At 56.4% G+C, this 18,444-nt stretch carries 17 protein-coding genes; 13 read left to right on the forward strand and 4 right to left on the reverse strand.

Annotated features, from left to right (window positions below):
• Nucleotides 1-74 precede the first annotated feature (74 nt).
• Nucleotides 75-1,004 (reverse strand): formate/nitrite transporter family protein, encoded by a 930-nt coding sequence (locus ACOTXL_RS04200; RefSeq protein ID WP_003861364.1) that lies wholly within the window; start codon nt 1,002-1,004, stop codon nt 75-77.
• Nucleotides 1,005-1,318: 314 nt separating this feature from the next.
• Between ACOTXL_RS04200 and mlaA the strand changes: the two genes are divergently transcribed.
• Complete coding sequence (gene mlaA, locus ACOTXL_RS04205; protein WP_003861365.1) at nt 1,319-2,071, forward strand: phospholipid-binding lipoprotein MlaA; 753 nt, start codon at nt 1,319-1,321, stop codon at nt 2,069-2,071.
• Nucleotides 2,072-2,115: 44 nt separating this feature from the next.
• Here mlaA and fadL read toward each other — a convergent pair whose 3' ends face one another.
• Nucleotides 2,116-3,399: a long-chain fatty acid transporter FadL gene (fadL, locus tag ACOTXL_RS04210; RefSeq protein WP_003861367.1), complete on the reverse strand. Its 1,284-nt coding sequence runs from the start codon at nt 3,397-3,399 to the stop codon at nt 2,116-2,118.
• 372 nt (nt 3,400-3,771) lie between these two features.
• Between fadL and ACOTXL_RS04215 the strand changes: the two genes are divergently transcribed.
• From ACOTXL_RS04215 to sixA, 4 genes are all read left to right on the forward strand, one after another.
• The gene (locus ACOTXL_RS04215; RefSeq protein ID WP_003861368.1) at nt 3,772-4,056 is read left to right on the forward strand and encodes a YfcZ/YiiS family protein; all 285 of its coding nucleotides are present in this window, start codon (nt 3,772-3,774) and stop codon (nt 4,054-4,056) included.
• Between the two features lie 228 nt (nt 4,057-4,284).
• Nucleotides 4,285-5,595, forward strand: coding sequence for an acetyl-CoA C-acyltransferase FadI (fadI, locus tag ACOTXL_RS04220; protein WP_045350209.1), 1,311 nt, complete (start codon nt 4,285-4,287; stop codon nt 5,593-5,595).
• Complete coding sequence (gene fadJ, locus ACOTXL_RS04225) at nt 5,595-7,742, forward strand: fatty acid oxidation complex subunit alpha FadJ (protein WP_045345825.1); 2,148 nt, start codon at nt 5,595-5,597, stop codon at nt 7,740-7,742. The genes fadI and fadJ overlap by 1 nt, the downstream gene beginning before the upstream one ends.
• Nucleotides 7,743-7,951: 209 nt before the next feature.
• Nucleotides 7,952-8,437 carry a phosphohistidine phosphatase SixA gene (gene sixA / locus ACOTXL_RS04230; protein WP_003861375.1) on the forward strand — a complete coding sequence of 162 codons (486 nt, stop codon included), beginning with the start codon at nt 7,952-7,954 and terminating at the stop codon, nt 8,435-8,437.
• A gap of 46 nt (nt 8,438-8,483) precedes the next feature.
• On the opposite strand, the gene smrB is transcribed toward sixA, so the two are convergent.
• The gene (gene smrB, locus ACOTXL_RS04235) at nt 8,484-9,035 is read right to left on the reverse strand and encodes an endonuclease SmrB (protein ID WP_022651546.1); all 552 of its coding nucleotides are present in this window, start codon (nt 9,033-9,035) and stop codon (nt 8,484-8,486) included.
• A 145-nt stretch (nt 9,036-9,180) separates the two neighbouring features.
• On the opposite strand from smrB, the gene prmB reads away from it, so the two are divergent.
• The 6 genes from prmB to ACOTXL_RS04265 are packed head-to-tail and all read left to right on the forward strand — an operon-like array spanning nt 9,181 to nt 13,732.
• Nucleotides 9,181-10,113: a 50S ribosomal protein L3 N(5)-glutamine methyltransferase gene (gene prmB / locus ACOTXL_RS04240; RefSeq protein ID WP_003861381.1), complete on the forward strand. Its 933-nt coding sequence runs from the start codon at nt 9,181-9,183 to the stop codon at nt 10,111-10,113.
• A 60-nt stretch (nt 10,114-10,173) separates the two neighbouring features.
• Entirely contained in the window at nt 10,174-11,259 is a 1,086-nt protein-coding gene (gene aroC, locus ACOTXL_RS04245) for a chorismate synthase (protein WP_003861383.1), read from the forward strand.
• A gap of 2 nt (nt 11,260-11,261) precedes the next feature.
• Nucleotides 11,262-12,086, forward strand: a complete 825-nt coding sequence (gene mepA / locus ACOTXL_RS04250; protein WP_045345826.1) for a penicillin-insensitive murein endopeptidase — start codon at nt 11,262-11,264, stop codon at nt 12,084-12,086.
• A complete protein-coding gene (locus ACOTXL_RS04255) occupies nt 12,086-12,895 on the forward strand; it encodes a sulfite exporter TauE/SafE family protein (protein WP_003861386.1) in 810 nt (269 codons plus the stop codon). The genes mepA and ACOTXL_RS04255 overlap by 1 nt, the downstream gene beginning before the upstream one ends.
• Entirely contained in the window at nt 12,895-13,440 is a 546-nt protein-coding gene (locus ACOTXL_RS04260) for an elongation factor P hydroxylase (protein WP_023314593.1), read from the forward strand. Before ACOTXL_RS04255 ends, ACOTXL_RS04260 begins: the two co-directional genes overlap by 1 nt.
• Before the next feature lie 13 nt (nt 13,441-13,453).
• Nucleotides 13,454-13,732: a YfcL family protein gene (locus ACOTXL_RS04265; protein ID WP_003861391.1), complete on the forward strand. Its 279-nt coding sequence runs from the start codon at nt 13,454-13,456 to the stop codon at nt 13,730-13,732.
• A gap of 58 nt (nt 13,733-13,790) precedes the next feature.
• Here ACOTXL_RS04265 and mnmC read toward each other — a convergent pair whose 3' ends face one another.
• The gene (gene mnmC, locus ACOTXL_RS04270) at nt 13,791-15,788 is read right to left on the reverse strand and encodes a bifunctional tRNA (5-methylaminomethyl-2-thiouridine)(34)-methyltransferase MnmD/FAD-dependent 5-carboxymethylaminomethyl-2-thiouridine(34) oxidoreductase MnmC (RefSeq protein WP_045345828.1); all 1,998 of its coding nucleotides are present in this window, start codon (nt 15,786-15,788) and stop codon (nt 13,791-13,793) included.
• 158 nt (nt 15,789-15,946) lie between these two features.
• Between mnmC and fabB the strand changes: the two genes are divergently transcribed.
• Nucleotides 15,947-17,164, forward strand: a complete 1,218-nt coding sequence (gene fabB / locus ACOTXL_RS04275) for a beta-ketoacyl-ACP synthase I (protein ID WP_003861395.1) — start codon at nt 15,947-15,949, stop codon at nt 17,162-17,164.
• Between the two features lie 68 nt (nt 17,165-17,232).
• Nucleotides 17,233-18,411, forward strand: coding sequence for an MFS transporter (locus tag ACOTXL_RS04280; RefSeq protein ID WP_003861397.1), 1,179 nt, complete (start codon nt 17,233-17,235; stop codon nt 18,409-18,411).
• Nucleotides 18,412-18,444 lie beyond the last annotated feature (33 nt).

The following is an 18,444-nucleotide window of genomic DNA, read 5'->3' on the forward strand; positions in this document are numbered from 1 at the left end:
AAGCGGCAAGAGTATAGCGTTATTTACACTTTTCGTTAAGCGCATTGCCGCCTGACTGGTCAAAGAGTCACCGTTCACGCCGATTTTTCGGCAGTTTTATCCTTTTTTTCCTGAGCCTTAAGCTCGGCCTTACGCTTGTTGGACATGTCGTTACGGATTTGCGCATGGCTCAACAGCGCAAAGATAAAGGTCCCGCCACAAATGTTGCCTGCGAGGGTTGGCAGGGCGAACGGCCAGAAAAAGTCGCTCCAGTGGAGTGTGCCGTTAAATACCAGATAAAGGATTTCAACGGTTCCGACAACAATGTGCGTGGTATCGGCGAGTGCGATAAGCCAGGTCATCAGGATAATCACCACGATTTTCGCGCTGCCCGCTGAGGGGAACATCCACACCATAGTGGCGATGATCCAGCCGGAAATTATAGCATTAGAGAACATTTCAACCGGCGTGTTTTTCATCACATCCATGCCAATTTTCACAAATGCGTCGCGGGTCGGTTCATCAAATATTGGCATATACTCGAACGCCCAGGCGGCTATACCCGTACCGATGAGGTTCCCCAGCAGCACGACGCTCCACAGGCGCATCAGTAAACCGAAATTACCGAGGGTCGGATTTTGCATGACGGGCAGTACGGCAGTGACGGTATTCTCCGTAAAAAGCTGCTGTCTCGCCATAATGACGATAATAAAGCCGAACGTGTAGCCTAAATTTTCCAGCAAAAACCCGCCCGGTACGCCTTCCAGCTGAACGTGAAATATCCCTTTGGCGAGCAAAGAGGCGCCCATTGACAGACCGGCTGCAATGGCTGACCACAGCAGGGCCATCGCGTCGCGCTCCATCTCTTTTTCCCCGTCCTGGCGAATATGCTCATGAATAGCCATGGCGCGTGACGGCAGGCGATCTTCATCGACTTCTATCTCTTCTCCCCGGTCTTTCTCCTCACTTTCAATCTCAAGTTCTTCATTGTTCTCGCCAATTTTTTCTTCGTTAATGTCTTTCATAACAGCTCCTTCGGGGTAATTGCTCATTTAAGCGTAGCGGCTTTTAGCGCCTTGCCCGTGGGGATGCTCTTAAATTGCTGTAAATGGCAATAAAGGTGAGACATCTCTTTCAAAGCCAATATAAAATTGCCAGCGAAACGAATTCTGAAAGACAGGCTATGCTGAAATTAGCGTGATGACGCGAGCGGGTCGTCATTGTCCTCGTAGACATCGGTAAGCGTGCTGTTACAATCACTTGCACGTTTCAGGCGGAGCATCACCGGCTCCGTCACAGATGGCATTCAACGATAGCCATATTGAACAGGGAGAAATTTATGAAGCTTCGGCTGTCGGCGCTTGCGCTGGGCGTAACAATGCTTGTGGGCTGCGCCAGCTCTGGCGAGCAAACGGGACGCTCCGATCCTCTCGAAGGATTTAACCGTTCAATGTACAGCTTTAACTATAATGTGCTGGATCCGTATCTGGTTCGTCCGGTTGCCGTGGCATGGCGTGACTACGTTCCGCAGCCGGCGCGTAACGGGCTGAGCAACTTTACCAGTAACCTGGAAGAGCCAGCGGTTATGGTCAACTACTTCCTCCAGGGCGACCCGTATCAGGGGATGGTGCATTTCACCCGCTTCTTCCTGAACTCCCTGCTGGGTATGGGCGGCTTAATTGATGTCGCGGGCATGGCGAACCCGAAATTACAGCGTGAACAGCCGCACCGTTTCGGCAGCACGCTGGGGCATTATGGCGTAGGTTATGGGCCGTATGTGCACCTGCCATTCTACGGCAGCTTTACCGTGCGTGATGATGGCGGCGACATGGTGGATACGTTGTATCCGGTGCTGTCATGGCTCACCTGGCCGCTGTCGATTGGTAAATGGACCGTGGAAGGAATTGAAACACGTGCGCAACTGCTGGACTCTGACGGTCTGCTGCGTCAGTCTTCCGATCCGTACATCATGGTCCGCGAGGCCTACTTCCAGAACCATGACTTTATTGCCAACGGCGGTAAGCTGAAGCCGGAAGATAATCCGAACGCGAAAGCCATCGAGAACGAATTAAAAGATATCGATTCGGAATAAATAAAAAAGGTGAGCGATGCTCACCTTTTTTAATCGTGTTGGGATTAGAACGCGTAGTTGAAGTTGGTACCAAACAGCCAGGCTTTACCTTCAGAGGTAAACTCGTAAGGGCCTTCCTGGAAGGTCACTTTCTGTCCATGCATGTACGACACGCCCGCGTCGATAGAAGCATTCTCGTTGAACGCGTAGGTTGCCCCCGCACTCACCCAGAAACGGTCCTGATCCGGAATGGAGATCGAACGTTTATCGGCCGGTACCGGGCTGTCATCAAATGCCACGCCGGTACGGAACGTCCAGTTGTCATCCATATAATAGGTCGTACCAAGTGCGATACGGTAAGCATCGTGGAAGCTTTCGTCTTTATAGAACAGCGTCTGGCCGTTGCTGCCGGTGGCTTTCAGCTCCTGGAACTGGCTCCAGCTGGTATACGCGAGGCTATAGTGAATAGCCCACTGCGGCGCAACGCGGTTATAACCTGACACTTCCCACATTTCTGGCAGATGCAGTGACAGTGAACCCGGTACGGTTTGATTCGAGGTACCCCATGGAATGGTGGTGCCTGCGCCCGGTACCATACCGTTGACTGGGCTCAGGATGCCGCTTTTGTAATCGCCATCGAAGTCAATCTTCACTTCTGAGCGGTAGGTCAGACCCCAGCGGTTGTTTTTATCCAGTTCATACAGGATACCGGCGTTCCAGCCGTAGCCCCATTCATCGCCTTTCAGGCTGGCAATTTTATTGCTGTTTTTCGGCAGCGCAGCAGTTTGCTCCCCGGAGTAACGCTCGATTTTTGCATCGGCGTAAACAGCATCAAAGCCCAGACCAAAGCTCCAGTTATCGTTCAGACGATATGCGCCGCTCAGGTTGAGGTTCAGGGTCGTCAGGTCGGTTTTACCGCCGTATTCCCCGGCCGGATAGTTGTTATTGAACTCCGTTGCCAGGCCATAGTTAGAGGTGACAGAGGCACCCCAACCAAACTGTTCATTGATTGGCGCAACAAAGTGCAGGTTAGGCACCCACGCGGTCGGCGCAATGTTATCCGCCTTCAGATCTGCGCCGGTGAACTGAGATTTGCCAGAAATATTGACATCAGGATCGATGTAAACCGCACCGGCAGAGAAGGTAGGGCGATCAAACATCATGATCAGCGCCGGGTTACGGCTCGCGTTGCCTGCGTCATCGGCAATCGCACCTTCCCCGGAATACGCACGGCCAAGGCCAGAGGAAGAAAATTCGTTTAACTGGAAGCCCGCTGACCAGGCGGACGTTGAGACGATTGCCACTGCAACTGCTAAAGCAGTTTGTTTGAACAGGGTTTTCTGGCTCATGACCATAACCTCATTGAGTTATTTTTATTCAATAATTGTTACATACCGTAACAGGAGCGCGAAGTGTAGGGTCTGAGGTATGACTTACAAATCAGACCAGTGGCGAGAGTATAGGTCTGACCAGCTGGGATGTTGCAAGTTTGTTTATTAATATTTTCAGATATGTTTCTTGAAACGAGATCTGGTTGGCAAAATTGTGACCAGTGCGATTCCTCTGAAAAGGGGAATTTTGTTTTAGATCATTTTTTAGTGTGATATTGCTCACTTATCCGATTTTGCGCCATTAACGGCTGGAGGGGGCTCGTCCGGGGGCGTAAAATAGACGCATCGTGTTTATCTCGCGCCCTGCGCGAATACAGAGGAAATTGAGCTATGAGTAAATGCAGTGCTGATGAAACCCCGGTTTGCTGCTGTATGGATGTTGGCACCATTATGGACAACACCGATTGCACCGCCTCTTACAGCCGCGTATTCCCTAACCGTGCTGAAGCGGAAGAGACGCTGGCCGCGCTGAGCCAGCGCGCGCGTGAAGTCGAATCCGATCCGTGTGAAATCAAATCCACCTTCACGGAAGTAGAAGGCGGCGTGCAGCTGGATATCGACTTTGTGTTCGCCTGCGAAGCAGAAACGCTGATCTTCCAGTTAGGCCTGCGTTAATACTTTTTGCACGGGCCTATGATCGTGTAGGCCGGGTAAGGCAACGCCGCAACCCGGCAACAAATCTCACAAATGCCTCTGCTATGCAGGGGCATTTTCTTTTTCTTCTCTGTGCCTTAGCTCGCAATTTTTCGCTTCCCCGATTGGCTCAATGTAAAAAAATAGTTAAGACTATTATCAGGTCAGACCACTTAATGTGCGCGCAAAATTTTTTTACAGGGGAGTGTTATGAGTCAGGCATTACCGCTTATCACCCGACACGGTGACCGCATTGCCATTATCAGCGGGTTACGTACGCCGTTTGCGCGTCAGGCAACCGCGTTTCACGGTATACCGGCTGTCGATCTGGGAAAAATGGTGGTGGGGGAGATGCTGGCTCGCAGCGAGATCCCGCCAGAGGTTATTGAGCAACTGGTTTTCGGCCAGGTGGTGCAGATGCCGGAAGCACCCAATATCGCGCGTGAAATCGTGCTGGGTACCGGCATGAATGTTCATACCGACGCCTACAGCGTCAGCCGCGCCTGCGCCACCAGTTTCCAGACGGTGGCGAACGTGGCGGAAAGCCTGATGGCGGGGACCATTCGCGCGGGGATCGCCGGCGGCGCGGATTCCTCCTCCGTGCTGCCCATCGGCGTCAGCAAACAGCTGGCCCGCATCCTCGTGGATGCCAACAAAGCTCGCACTACCGGTGCAAAGCTTAAACTCTTCTCGCGTTTACGCCTGCGCGACCTCATGCCCGTGCCACCTGCCGTTGCTGAATACTCCACCGGCCTGCGTATGGGCGACACTGCCGAGCAGATGGCAAAAACCTACGGTATTACCCGCGAACAGCAGGATGCACTGGCGCATCGCTCGCATCAGCTCGCTGCGAAGGCCTGGTCGGAAGGCAAACTTGCCGACGAGGTGATGACTGCTTATATCCCGCCTTTCCGCGAACCGCTGGTGGAAGATAACAATATCCGTGGCACCTCGACGCTGGAGGATTACGCAAAACTGCGCCCGGCGTTTGATCGTAAACATGGCACCGTTACGGCGGCCAACAGTACGCCACTGACGGACGGTGCCGCCGCCGTGATCCTGATGACGGAATCCCGGGCGAAAGAGCTTGGCATCACACCGCTGGGCTATTTGCGTAGCTACGCCTTTACCGCCATTGATGTCTGGCAGGACATGCTGCTCGGTCCGGCCTGGTCCACGCCCCTGGCGCTGGAGCGTGCGGGGTTGACGCTGGCTGACTTAACCCTGATCGATATGCACGAAGCCTTTGCCGCACAAACCCTGGCAAACATTCAGCTGCTGGCAAGCGAGCGCTTCGCGCGCGATGTACTGGGCCGCGCCCACGCGACCGGCGAAGTGGATCAGAGTAAGTTTAACGTGCTTGGCGGATCCATCGCCTACGGCCATCCATTTGCGGCGACCGGCGCGAGAATGATAACCCAGACTTTGCACGAGCTGCGTCGCCGCGGCGGCGGTTTTGGTCTCGTTACCGCCTGTGCGGCGGGCGGCCTGGGTGCAGCAATGGTTCTGGAGGCTGAATAATGGAAACGACATCTGCATTTAACCTGGCTGTTCGCCTTGATAACGTGGCTGTTATCACCATTGATGTACCCGACGAAAAGATGAACACCCTGAAGGCCGAGTTCGGCGTTCAGGTGCGTGCGATGCTCAGACAGATCCGCGAAAACAAAGCGATACGTGGCCTGGTATTTATCTCGGCAAAGCCGGATAACTTTATTGCCGGGGCCGATATCAACATGATTGCCCGGGCGAAAAGCGCTCAGGAAGCAGAAGACCTGGCGCGTCAAGGGCAGCAGGTAATGGCGGAGATCCATGCGCTGTCGATACCCGTTGTCGCTGCGATCCACGGGGCCTGCCTGGGCGGTGGGCTTGAGCTGGCGCTGGCCTGTCACAGCCGCATTTGTACCGACGATGCGAAAACGGTACTCGGACTGCCGGAGGTACAGCTTGGATTGCTGCCCGGTTCAGGTGGCACGCAGCGCCTGCCGCGTCTGGTAGGCGTCAGTACGGCGCTGGAGATGATTTTAACCGGTAAACAGCTGCGCGCCCGTCAGGCATTAAAGGCGGGTCTGGTTGATGAGGTCGTTCCGCACGCCATCTTGCTTGAGGCCGCCGTTGAGCGGGCGCTGAAAGGTCGTCAGGCGAAACGCCCTCTGCCGGTGCGCGAGCGTATCCTCGCCGGGCCGCTGGGGCGCACGCTGCTGTTCAATATGGTGGGTAAAAAAACCGAGCAAAAAACCAAAGGGAATTATCCGGCAGCGACGCGCATTCTGAAGGTGATTGAAACCGGTTTATCGCAGGGCAGCAGCAGCGGTTATGCTGCGGAAGCGAAAGCCTTTGGCGAGCTGGCGATGACGCCGCAGTCGCAGGCGCTGCGCGGCATTTTCTTTGCCAGCACGGAGGTTAAAAAAGATCCGGGCAGTGAAGCTGAACCGGCTCTGCTGCGCGCCGTTGGCGTTCTGGGTGGTGGGCTGATGGGCGGCGGCATCGCATTTGTCACCGCCAGCAAAGGCAAATTGCCCGTACGTATCAAAGATATCAACCCTAAGGGTATCAACCATGCGTTGCAGTACAGCTGGCAGAACCTTGATCGCAAAGTGAAACGCCGCCATATCAAGGCCAGTGAGCGCGATAAAACCCTCGCGATGATCACTGGCGCCACCGACTACAGTGGGTTTGCACACCGCGATCTGGTGATTGAAGCCGTGTTCGAAGATCTGGCCCTTAAGCAGCAGATGGTGGCGGACGTTGAACAGCACTGCGCGCCGCACACCATTTTCGCGTCAAACACCTCGTCTTTGCCGATCGGCGACATCGCGGCGAAAGCCGTGCGCCCGGAGAAGGTAATAGGGCTGCACTATTTCAGCCCTGTCGAAAAAATGCCGCTGGTGGAGGTTATCCCGCATGCCACAACCAGCCCGCAAACTATTGCCACCGTGATGAAACTGGCGAAAAAACAGGGCAAAACCCCGATTGTGGTCGCGGACAAAGCCGGCTTCTACGTCAACCGCATTCTGGCGCCGTACATTAACGAAGCGATGCGGTTGCTGACGGAAGGGGAGAAAATTGAGCACGTCGATGACGCTCTGGTGAAGTTTGGTTTCCCCGTCGGCCCAATCCAACTTTTGGATGAGGTAGGAATTGATACGGGGACTAAAATTATCCCTGTGCTGGAAGCGGCTTATGGCGATCGTTTTGCGCCGCCTGCAAACTTTGTTTCTGCAATTTTGAAGGACGATCGCAAAGGCAGAAAAAATGAACGCGGTTTCTATCTTTACGCCGCGAAAGGGCGTAAAAGCAAGAAACAGGTCGACCCTTCGGTTTATGCGCTTATTCCTGTCACGGGTCAGGCAAAATTGTCGGCGGTTCAGTGTGCTGAGCGCTGCGTAATGATGATGCTCAATGAAGCGGCGCGCTGCTTTGGTGAGCAGGTGATCAAGAGCGCACGCGACGGCGACATCGGCGCCGTGTTTGGTATCGGTTTTCCGCCATTCCTTGGCGGTCCGTTCCGGTATATGGATACCCTCGGGGCGGGTGAAGTGGTTGCGATTCTGCAACGTCTGGCCTCGCAATATGGTCCACGGTTTACACCTTGTGACGAATTATTGCAGATGGCGGAACGGGGTCAGACATTCTGGCCCGTAAGGGAAACTGATTGCGTAAACTGAAGTCAAAGAAGGGTAAATCCTGAGGTGATGGAACCTGTTCTGGCGAAATTGTAAACAGAGATTGACTATACTTACGCCATTGAGGTAAAAAACAGCGTTTCATTCACCGAATGGATCAGGCACAATGCCCGGCCATCGGGTTTTCTACCTCAGAGCATTAATCGCGGGTAGTCAACGCCGGTGATTCTGGTTAACAAAAGCGGTGCAATATGCAAGTTTTTATCATGCGTCACGGCGACGCGGCACTCGATGCCGCCAGTGACTCAGTACGTCCTTTAACCGTCTGTGGCTGCGACGAATCCCGTCAGATGGCGACATGGCTTAAAGGTCAAAAAGTGGACATTGAACGCGTTCTGGTGAGTCCGTTCCTGCGGGCAGAACAGACGCTGGATGTGGTAGGGGAGTGTATGAACCTGCCATCCAGTGTGGATGTGCTCCCTGAACTTACGCCGTGTGGCGATGTTGGCCTTGTCAGTGCTTATCTTCAGGCGCTGTGCAATGAAGGTGTCGCTTCCGCACTGGTCATTTCCCACCTGCCGCTGGTCGGCTATCTGGTATCTGAGCTGTGCCCGGGCGAAACGCCACCGATGTTCACTACGTCCGCCATTGCCAACGTCACCCTCGACGAAACCGGCAAAGGGGTCTTTAACTGGCAAATGAGTCCGTGCAACCTGAAGATGGCAAAAGCCATCTGACGTGACGTGCGATATGGCGGGGTGCAGCGTGCCTCCCGCCATCCTGTCAGGGCAACTCTGGCGGCTGCCACTCCTCCACTTCAATCAATACCAGCAATGCGGCATCTCCGCCGTACTCTTTGGGTGCCTGATGAAACGCCATCACGTGCGGGTGCTGAGCCAGCCACAGCGGTGTCTGTTGCTTAAGAATATGTTTGCCGTGGCCGTGCATTACGCAGGTGCAAAAAACATGCTCGCGACGACATGCCGCGATCAACGCCCCCAGCTCCTGTTTCGCCTGCATCTGGGTCAACCCATGCAGATCGAGGAACAGCTCCGGCGAGTAATCTCCCCGGCGTAATTTTTTCAGTTCAAAATGGCTGACGTCTTCGCGCACGTATTTCACCGCACCCTGAGTATTGAGCAGCGGCTGAAACTCATCTGAAAAATAGTGGCTGTTATCGGCCTGCTCCTGGAGCAGACGTTTGACCGGAACCTCGCTGACTTTTTTACGCTGCGGGCGATGGACAATGGTGTCGTGCGTGATTTGACGCGTCCCGGTCATCAGCTGGCGGAAGAGAGCCTGATCCTCCTCGCTGAGCGATGTTTTCTTTTTCATTCGTCATTCTCATCTCGTATTTCCGATAGTGTACCCGACTAAACGCATTTTTTAACCTCAAGCGACACGCGTCATTGCTGATTTATCGCCGTCTTCATGGCAAACTAGCCGCCGAAAATTATGCGAGCATGCCCTGGAGGAAAGAGTGGATAAAATTTTTGTCGATGAAGCAGTAAACGAGCTGCATACCATACAGGACATGTTGCGCTGGTCGGTTAGCCGCTTCAGCGCCGCCAATATCTGGTACGGCCACGGTACGGATAACCCGTGGGATGAGGCCGTTCAGCTGGTGCTGCCGTCTCTCTATCTGCCGCTGGATATTCCGGAAGACATGCGCACCGCGCGCCTGACCTCCAGCGAAAAACACCGCATCGTTGAGCGCGTGATCCGTCGCGTGAACGAGCGCATTCCGGTGGCTTACCTGACCAACAAAGCCTGGTTCTGCGGCCATGAGTTCTATGTTGATGAACGCGTGCTGGTGCCGCGCTCGCCGATTGGCGAGCTGATCAACAACCACTTTGACGGCCTGATTAACCATCAGCCGCAGCACATTCTTGATATGTGCACCGGCAGCGGCTGCATCGCCATTGCCTGCGCGTACGCCTTCCCGGAAGCGGAAGTGGACGCCGTCGATATCTCCACCGACGCGCTGGCCGTCACCGAACACAACATTGAAGAGCACGGGCTGATTCATCACGTCACGCCTATCCGCTCTGACCTGTTCCGCGACCTGCCGACGCTGCAATACGACCTGATCGTCACCAATCCGCCGTACGTGGATGCAGAAGACATGTCCGACCTGCCGAACGAGTACCGTCACGAGCCGGAGCTGGGTCTGGCGTCCGGCTCTGACGGGCTGAAGCTGACCCGCCGCATCCTGGCCTGCGCGCCGGATTATCTGACCGACGACGGCGTTCTGATTTGTGAAGTGGGCAACAGCATGGTACATCTGATAGAGCAGTACCCGGATGTGCCGTTCACCTGGCTTGAGTTCGACAACGGCGGTGACGGCGTCTTTATGCTGACCAAGGCGCAGCTGCTTGATGCTCGCGAATACTTCAGCATTTACAAAGATTAATCCAGCGGGCTTCGGCCCGTTTCACAACGCTCAAACACAAACAACAACATCGGAGCCGTGATGGCAGGAAACAGTATTGGACAGGTATTCCGTGTGACCACCTTTGGCGAGTCGCACGGTCTGGCACTGGGTTGTATCGTTGATGGCGTCCCGCCAGGCATCGAACTGACCGAAGCCGATTTACAGCATGACCTTGACCGTCGGCGTCCGGGTACCTCTCGCTACACCACGCAGCGTCGCGAGCCGGACCAGGTCAAAATTCTCTCCGGCGTATTTGAAGGCCGTACCACCGGGACCAGCATTGGTCTGCTGATTGAAAACACCGATCAGCGTTCTCAGGACTACGGCGCGATTAAAGACGTCTTCCGTCCGGGCCACGCTGATTACACCTACGAACAAAAATATGGCTTTCGCGACTATCGCGGCGGCGGACGTTCTTCCGCACGTGAAACCGCGATGCGCGTGGCGGCAGGGGCGATTGCCAAAAAATATCTCCAGCAGAAATTCGGCATCGTTATCCGCGGCTGTCTGACCCAGATGGGCGACATTCCGCTGGCCATCAAAGACTGGGATCAGGTAGAACTTAACCCGTTCTTCTGCGCCGATGCCGACAAGCTGGACGCGCTGGATGAGCTGATGCGTGGCCTGAAAAAAGAGGGCGATTCCATTGGTGCGAAAGTCACCGTGGTGGCCGATGGCGTGCCGGCTGGCTGGGGCGAGCCGGTATTTGACCGCCTTGACGCCGACATCGCCCACGCGCTGATGAGCATCAACGCGGTGAAAGGCGTTGAAATCGGCGACGGTTTTGACGTGGTTAAGCTTCGCGGCAGCCAGAACCGCGACGAAATCACGAAGGCGGGTTTCCAGAGCAACCATGCGGGCGGCATTCTGGGCGGCATCAGCAGCGGGCAGCAAATTATTGCCAATATCGCGCTGAAGCCAACGTCCAGCATTACCGTGCCGGGCCACACGATTAACCGCGCTGGCGATGAAGTTGAGATGATCACCAAAGGGCGTCACGATCCGTGCGTGGGGATCCGCGCGGTACCGATCGCAGAAGCGATGCTGGCGATCGTGCTGATGGATCACTTCCTGCGCCAGCGCGCGCAGAATGCGGATGTGACGACCACCATTCCACGCTGGTAACTATGAAAAAAACCGCAATCGCTCTGCTGGCGCTGCTGGTCAGTGGAGCAAGCCTGGCCGCTACGCCATGGCAGAAAACCACCCATCCGGTAGCGGGGAGCGCGCAGTCCATTGGCGCTTTCTCCAACGGGTGTATCGTCGGCGCGCAGGAACTTCCGCTGCAATCGGATACCTATCAGGTGATGCGCACCGACCAGCGCCGTTATTTCGGCCATCCTGACCTGGTGCTTTTTATTCAGCGTCTTGGCAACCAGGTGCATAATCTGGGGCTGGGCACGATGCTGATTGGCGATATGGGGATGCCTGCCGGTGGCCGCTTTAACGGCGGTCACGCCAGCCACCAGACCGGACTGGATGTGGATATCTTCCTGCAATTGCCGAAAACGCGCTGGAGCTCAGCGCAACTGCTGAAACCGCAGGCGCTGGATCTGGTCTCGGCCGACGGTAAACGTGTCGTCGCCTCGCGATGGTCGCCGGAAATTTCCAGCATGATTAAGCTGGCGGCAAAGGATAACGACGTCACGCGGATCTTTGTTAATCCGGCCATCAAGCAGCAGCTTTGCCTGGATGCGGGAACGGATCGCGACTGGTTGCGTAAAGTGCGCCCGTGGTTCCAGCATCGTGCCCATATGCATGTTCGCCTGCGCTGCCCGGCGAACAGCCTGGAATGTGAAGATCAGCCGCTGCCACCGCCTGGCGATGGTTGTGGTTACGAACTGCAAAGCTGGTTTGAACCAGCCAAGCCTGGAACCTCTAAGCCTGAGAAGAAGACACCGCCTCCGTTGCCGCCTTCCTGCCAGGCGCTACTGGATGAGCATGTACTTTAATGGATAATTTCGTCGACCTGTTCATGGTGTCACCGCTGCTGCTGGCGGTGCTCTTTTTTGTTGCAATGTTAGCCGGATTTATCGATGCCCTGGCGGGCGGCGGCGGGTTGCTCACCGTTCCGGCGTTGCTGGCGGCAGGCATGAGCCCTGCCCAGGCGCTTGCCACCAACAAACTCCAGGCATGCGGCGGTTCGCTCTCCTCGTCGCTCTATTTCATTCGGCGTAAAGTGGTGAATCTCGCCGATCAGAAGCTCAATATCCTGATGACGTTTATTGGCTCAACGGCGGGCGCGCTGCTGGTCCAGCACGTACAGTCCGACATTCTGCGCCAGATCCTGCCGCTGCTGGTTATCTGTATCGGCCTCTATTTCTTACTCATGCCAAAGCTCGGGGAAGAAGATCGACAGCGTCGCCTTCACGGCCTGCCGTTTGCGCTGATCGCCGGTGGCTGCGTCGGTTTTTACGATGGCTTCTTTGGCCCGGGGGCAGGCTCGTTTTACGCGCTGGCATTCGTGACGCTGGCCGGGTTCAACCTCGCCAAATCCACCGCCCACGCCAAAGTCCTCAACGCGACCTCCAACGTTGGCGGTCTGCTGCTGTTTATCATTGGCGGCAAGGTTATCTGGGCAACCGGGTTTGTGATGATGGCAGGGCAGTTTTTGGGCGCGCGCGCAGGCTCGCGTCTGGTATTAAGCAAAGGGCAAAAGCTGATCCGCCCGATGATTGTTGTCGTCTCGGCGGTGATGAGCGCCAAACTTCTTTATGACAGCCATGGACAGGAGATCCTCACCTGGTTGGGGATGAACTAATGAACAGTACGCATAACTACGAACAGCTGATTGAGATCTTCGATAGCTGTTTTGCTGATGATTTTAATACCCGTCTGATTAAAGGCGACGACGAACCGATCTATCTTCCAGCTGATGACGAGGTTCCGTATAACCGCATCATCTTTGCCCACGGCTTTTACGCCAGCGGTTTGCACGAAATTTCGCACTGGTGTATCGCCGGGAAAGCGCGTCGCGAGCTGGTGGACTTTGGTTACTGGTACTGCCCGGACGGGCGCGACGCCGCCACCCAGGGGCAGTTTGAAGATGTGGAGGTGAAACCCCAGGCGCTGGAATGGCTGTTCTGCGTGGCGGCGGGTTTCCCGTTCAACGTGAGCTGTGACAACCTCGAAGGCGACTTCGAGCCAGACCGTATCGTCTTCCAGCGCCGCGTTCATGCGCAGGTGATGGAATATCTTGAGAAAGGCATCCCGGCACGTCCGGCACGCCTGATCGAGGCTTTACAGAATTATTACCACACGCCGGAGATCACGGCGGAACGCTTCCCGTGGCCGGAAGATCTTTAACAGAGGAAAGAAGATGATCGCAGAATTTGAATCACGCATTCTGGCGTTAATTGATGACATGGTGGAACACGCCAGTGATGATGAGCTGTTCGCCAGCGGTTATCTGCGTGGTCACCTGACGCTGGCGGTAGCCGCGCTGGAAGCCGGGGACGATCACTCTGCCGACGCCGTTCACGCGGAAGTCACTCGCAGCCTGGAAAACGCTATTCAGGCCGGGGAACTCTCTCCGCGCGACCAGTCTTTAGTGCTGGGCATGTGGGATAATTTGTTCCAGCAGGCGAAAGCGAAGTAAGTGTATCACCGCCCTCTCCCACAGGGAGAGGGCCGGGGTGAGGGCACCAGACCGCACCCTACTTGACCATTTTCCCCTTCAGCAATTTCCGCACCCACAGTCGGTTTGGATTCAGCCCCGCGAGCGTAACCCTGTCCAGCGGAACCGGCTCGTCGCTCATTTGCGCGGCTAACGCTTCAGCCAGCAGCGGCGCGGAGCACAATCCCCGCGAGCCTAAGCCACCCAGCATAAACAGCTCGGGGTGAACGGGCGCACTTACCGCCGTTTCTTTGCTGTCTGCAAGATCCTGATAGACTTCAAGCGTGGCGTCATAGTCCGGCACGTTTCCCGCCATCGGCAGGTGATCGCGGGTCGCGCAGCGTACGCCGCAGCGCGCCTGACCCTCACTGACATCAACCTCTTTCGCCCACGACGCATCCGGAAAACAGTCGACCAGGCGCTGTCGGTTTTGCTGCTGATCCGCTTCGCTGTACTGCATATCTGTTTCACCGCGATGGTAGCTGGCGCCGATGCAGTGATGGCCGTTGGAGGGATTTTGCGGCGTCAGGTAGCCGTCGTAACACAGCACCTGACGCAGTTTGCTCAGTTGGGGCGCGGTCGGGATATGGCTCACCTGGCCGCCGACTGGATAAACCGCCAATGACGCTGTCTGGGTAAACTGAGTGATGTGATGTCCGTTGGCCAGCACAACGCTGGCATGCTGCGCCTCTTTACCGTCAGCGAAACGCAGTTTCCAGTGCGCAGTGCGGCTTAGCGATTGAACCTTATGGGCATAATGCACTGTCAACCCACGCGACTGCCCGAGGGCTATCGCCGCAGAAGTCAGTTCAGCCGGACACAGCCAGCCGCCGAGTGGATACTGAATACCCCCGCAGCCGGTGTCGACGCCAGTGGTCTCTGTAACCTGCTGTGCCGTCACTGCATGGGCGATGTCCTCCGGCAGCCCCAGCGACAGCATTTGTGTGATTTTCTGCTGGCTCTTCTCGTCCCAGCCGAGCTGCGTCACGCCGCACCAGTCGTGGTCGAACGCAACCGGCAGGCTATCGTAAAGGCGGCGAGCAAACGTAAACGCCGCCGGGAAGAACTGGAACAGTGCCGGATCGTGTGAACTTAATAAGGGATAAAGCGCGCCCTGACGGTTGCCTGATGCGCCCGTCGCCGGCGCCTCGTCAGCGCAGTAGAGCGTCACCTGCCAGCCACGGTGCAGCAGCGCCAGCGAGAGCAGGGCGCTGGCAATACCCCCGCCCACAATAGCGACCTCACGCGAGGTGCTGGCGCGGCGGGCAAACCAGGGGGCCTGCGCCGGGATCGCCAGATCCTGTTCCATCACCCCGACCAGCATGTCGCGTTTGCGGCCAAAGCCTTTGGTTTTCCGCATGGTAAACCCCGCCTCCTGCAACCCACGACGGACAAAGCCCGCGGAGGTGAAGGTAGCAAGCGTCGCGCCCGGGCGCGCCAGACGTGCCATGGCGCTGAACAGGTGCGGGCTCCACATGTCCGGGTTTTTAGCGGGCGCAAAACCGTCCAGGAACCAGGCGTCCACTTTCTGATTCATTGAGTCATCAAGCTTATCGGTCAGGTCGTTAATATCGCCCAGCCACAGGTCGAGGGTGACGCGTCCGTCATCCAGAATCAGACGATGACAGCCGCCGATAGCCGGTGGCCACTGGGTCTGAAGCTGTTCCGCCCAGTGGGCAAGCTCCGGCCAGCGCTGATGGGCAAGCCGCAGATCGTGCGCGGTAAGCGGAAATTTTTCGAAACTGATGAAATGTAATCTTTGTAAGGTAGCCTCGGGGTATGCAGCGCGAAAACAATCGAACGCCTGCCAGAGGGTCAGAAAATTCAGCCCGGTGCCGAAACCGCTCTCCGCCACGACGAACAGACTGCGCGGATGCTCAGGGAAGCGGGTGCCGAGATGATTTCCGTCGAGGAAAACATAGCGCGTCTCTTCCAGTCCGTTATCATTAGAAAAGTAGACGTCATCAAAATCTCGGGAAACAGGTGTACCCTCAGCGTTGAATTCGAGGTTGGCAGGTTGTATGGCGTTTTGTTTCACGTAAGTTACTCGTCCGACAGGCAGTGGCACGATCTTAGCGATGTGAGCCCATCGGTGCAAATTTCCACAGAAAATGGCTGATCGGACTTGTTCGGCGTACAAGTGTACGCTATTGTGCGACTCGAAACTTTTTATAGTGCGACTTACAGAGGTATTGAATGAAACGTGCAGTGATTACTGGCCTGGGCATCGTTTCCAGCATCGGTAATAACCAGCAGGAAGTCCTGGCATCTCTGCGTGAAGGACGCTCCGGGATCACTTTCTCTGAAGAGTTTAAAGATTCTGGAATGCGTAGCCACGTATGGGGTAACGTTAAACTGGACACCACCGGTTTAATTGACCGTAAAGTGGTTCGTTTCATGAACGATGCCTCTATCTACGCCTATCTTTCCATGCAGGAAGCGATCAAGGATTCTGGTCTGAGCGAAGACGTTTACCAGAACAACCCACGCGTGGGCCTGATTGCAGGTTCCGGCGGTTCTTCTAAAGCTCAGGTGTTCGGTGCTGACGCCATGCGCAGCCCGCGCGGCCTGAAAGCGGTCGGTCCATATGTTGTGACCAAAGCCATGGGTTCAGCGGTTTCCGCGTGCCTGGCAACGCCGTTCAAAATCCACGGTGTGAACTACTCCATCAGCTCCGCATGTGCGACCTCCGCACACTGTATCGGTAATGCGGTTGAGCAGATCCAACTGGGCAAACAGGACATCGTATTTGCTGGCGGCGGCGAAGAGCTGGGCTGGGAAATGGCCTGTGAGTTCGACGCGATGGGCGCACTGTCCACCAAATACAACGAAACGCCAGACAAAGCGTCCCGTACTTATGATGCACACCGCGACGGTTTTGTTATCGCTGGCGGCGGCGGTATGGTTGTGGTTGAAGAGCTGGAACACGCGCTGGCGCGTGGCGCGCACATCTATGCTGAGATCGTGGGCTACGGCGCAACGTCTGACGGCGCTGACATGGTTGCTCCATCCGGTGAAGGCGCGGTGCGCTGCATGAAGATGGCGATGCACGGTGTTGATACTCCAATCGACTACCTGAACTCCCACGGCACCTCAACGCCGGTAGGCGACGTGAAAGAGCTGGGTGCGATCCGTGAAGTGTTCGGCGACAACAGCCCGGCTATCTCTGCAACCAAAGCCATGACCGGTCACTCTCTGGGTGCGGCGGGCGTGCAGGAAGCGATCTACTCTCTGCTGATGCTGGAAAACGGCTTTATCGCGCCAAGCATCAACATCGAAGAGATGGACGAGCAGGCGGCTGGCCTGAACATCGTGACTGAAACCACCGAACGTGAGCTGACGACCGTTATGTCCAACAGCTTCGGTTTCGGCGGCACCAACGCCACGCTGGTGATGCGTAAGCTGAAAGCGTAAGCGTTTGAAGGTATAGTAGAAGGGAGCCGCGCGGCTCCCTTTTTTTATGCCTGAACACGGAGTTATGCATGAAGGCTGTTACCCCTGAGAAGAGCGCTCCTTCCGGGAACCTTTCCCTTTTCCGCATCGCCTTTGCGGTGTTTCTGACCTATATGACCGTTGGCCTGCCGCTGCCGGTGATCCCCTTGTTCGTTCACCAGGAGCTGGGCTATGGCAACACCATGGTCGGCATTGCGGTGGGCATTCAGTTTTTAGCGACGGTATTAACCCGGGGCTACGCCGGTCGCCTGGCGGATCAGCACGGCGCAAAACGCTCGGCGTTGCAGGGCATGTTTGCCTGCGGGCTGGCGGGGGGAGCCTGGCTGCTGGCGGCGCTGTTGCCAATAGATGCAGCGTATAAATTCGCGCTGCTGGTGGTAGGGCGCCTGATCCTCGGCTTTGGCGAAAGCCAACTGCTGACCGGCACCCTGACCTGGGGAATGGGGCTGGTGGGACCTGCGCGTTCCGGAAAAGTGATGTCCTGGAACGGGATGGCGATTTACGGCGCGCTGGCGGCAGGCGCGCCGCTGGGGCTGCTGATCCACAGCCAGTTTGGTTTTGCGGCGCTGGCAGGCACCACCATGGTATTGCCGCTGCTGGCGTGGGCGTTTAACGGTTCGGTGCGTAAGGTGCCCGCCCATAAAGGCGAGCGTCCTTCGCTGTGGAGCGTGGTGGGGCAAATCTGGCAGCCGGGGCTTGGGCTGGCGCTTCAGGGGGTGGGCTTCGCGGTTATTGGTACCTTTGTCTCCCTCTATTTCATGAGCCGCGGCTGGGCGATGGCGGGCTTTACGCTGACGGCCTTTGGCGGCGCGTTTGTATTGATGCGCGTGCTGTTTGGCTGGATGCCGGATCGCTTTGGCGGCGTGAAGGTGGCCGTGTCGTCACTTGTCATTGAGACCGTGGGTCTGGTACTGCTCTGGCAGGCGCCCTCTGCATCCGTTGCGCTGCTGGGTGCGGCGTTAACCGGCTGCGGCTGCTCGCTGATCTTCCCGGCGCTGGGCGTTGAAGTGGTGAAGCGCGTGGCTCCGCAGGTGCGCGGCACGGCGCTGGGCGGCTATGCGGCGTTTCAGGATATCTCATACGGCATCACCGGGCCGCTGGCGGGGCTGCTTGCAACGTCGTTTGGCTATCCTTCCGTATTTCTCGCCGGTGCGGTGTCAGCGGTGGTGGGGATTGTGGTGACGATGGTGGCGTTTCGCAAGCGGTAGTATGTTGCCGGGTGGCGGCTTCGCCTTACCCGG

Source organism: Enterobacter cloacae complex sp. IR5402, assembly GCF_049238125.1.
In the GTDB taxonomy this organism is placed as follows: Bacteria; Pseudomonadota; Gammaproteobacteria; order Enterobacterales; family Enterobacteriaceae; genus Enterobacter; species Enterobacter hormaechei_C.